The organism is Vibrio caribbeanicus ATCC BAA-2122 (assembly GCF_000165125.1).
In the GTDB taxonomy this organism is placed as follows: Bacteria; Pseudomonadota; Gammaproteobacteria; order Enterobacterales; family Vibrionaceae; genus Vibrio; species Vibrio caribbeanicus.
This window is the reverse complement of the sequence record NZ_AEIU01000100.1, coordinates 1-404: the sequence shown is the minus strand read 5'-3', so window position 1 is coordinate 404 and position 404 is coordinate 1. Positions and strand designations below refer to the sequence as shown.

At 46.5% G+C, this 404-nt stretch carries 1 protein-coding gene; it reads left to right on the top strand.

All coding sequences use genetic code 11. From position 1 onward, the window contains the following. A partial coding sequence (locus tag RH40_RS17465; protein ID WP_009603006.1) for a BspA family leucine-rich repeat surface protein occupies window positions 1-401 on the top strand: 401 nt, incomplete at its 5' end. Window positions 402-404 lie beyond the last annotated feature (3 nt).

The window sequence follows — 404 nt, the reverse complement described above, 5'->3', positions numbered from 1 at the left end:
AAGGTAACACCTATCTGGTTGTTAACGATAGAAGCATTAAAAACCAAGCCCAGCTCGATAAACTGGAACAAGGTCAAATCCGCTTTTGTACCTCTCATGTGACTAGGATGAATAGCCTCTTTGTAGATCGGGAGCACTTTAATGCCGATATCAGTAACTGGGATACCTCCAAGGTTACATATATGTGGGGTATGTTTTCAGGCGCCGCCAGCTTTAACCAACCCATCGGGAACTGGGATACCTCCAAGGTTGTAGATATGTCCTACATGTTTTCACGCGCCGCCAGCTTTAACCAGCCCATCGGTGACTGGGATACCTCCAACGTTGAATCTATGATAGTGATGTTTGAAGGTGCCTCCACCTTTAACCAACCCATCGGGAACTGGGATACCTACGAGTAGTGT